This window comes from Terrisporobacter mayombei (assembly GCF_020748465.1).
GTDB classification, from domain to species: domain Bacteria; phylum Bacillota; class Clostridia; order Peptostreptococcales; family Peptostreptococcaceae; genus Terrisporobacter; species Terrisporobacter mayombei.
The window spans coordinates 1-618 of record NZ_JAHZMP010000053.1 but is presented as its reverse complement, the minus strand read 5'-3'; the positions used below and the strand labels follow the sequence as shown (position 1 = coordinate 618).

Below are 618 nucleotides of genomic sequence, written 5' to 3'. Positions count from 1 at the left end.
AGCCCTGGAACAGAAAGCCCGTTCTCTCGGTCATACCATAAAAGTGGAAACTCAAGGGTCCAGTGGCGTTGAAAACCGCTTATCCAGCGAAGAGATTGCCGCTGCCGATTACGTCATTCTCGCTACCGGGCGTGGCCTGAGCGGTGATGATCGCGCGCGGTTTGCCGGGAAGAAAGTTTATGAGATTGCCATCTCCCAGGCGTTGAAAAATATCGACCAGATTTTCAGCGAATTACCGACAAACTCGCAGCTTTTTGCCGCAGATAGCGGCGTGAAGCTTGGCAAACAGGAAGTGCAAAGCGGTAGCGTGATGAGCCACCTGATGGCGGGCGTCTCTGCGGCGCTGCCGTTTGTCATCGGCGGTGGTATCCTGGTGGCGCTTGCCAACATGCTGGTGCAGTTCGGTTTGCCGTATACCGATATGTCGAAAGGCGCGCCGTCGTTTACCTGGGTAGTTGAATCCATCGGTTACCTTGGCTTCACCTTTATGATCCCCATCATGGGCGCTTAGATTGCCTCGTCGATTGCCGATAAACCGGCCTTCGCCCCGGCGTTTCTGGTTTTCTCTCTGGCGAACGGCAAAGCTCGGCCCGGGCCCCCGTCGGGGGGCGGTCTGGG

At 56.8% G+C, this 618-nt stretch carries 1 pseudogene; it reads left to right on the top strand.

From position 1 onward, the window contains the following. Nucleotides 1–511, top strand: a pseudogene (locus tag K0039_RS24765) (hypothetical protein); the annotation flags it as partial. Nucleotides 512–618: the final 107 nt, after the last annotated feature.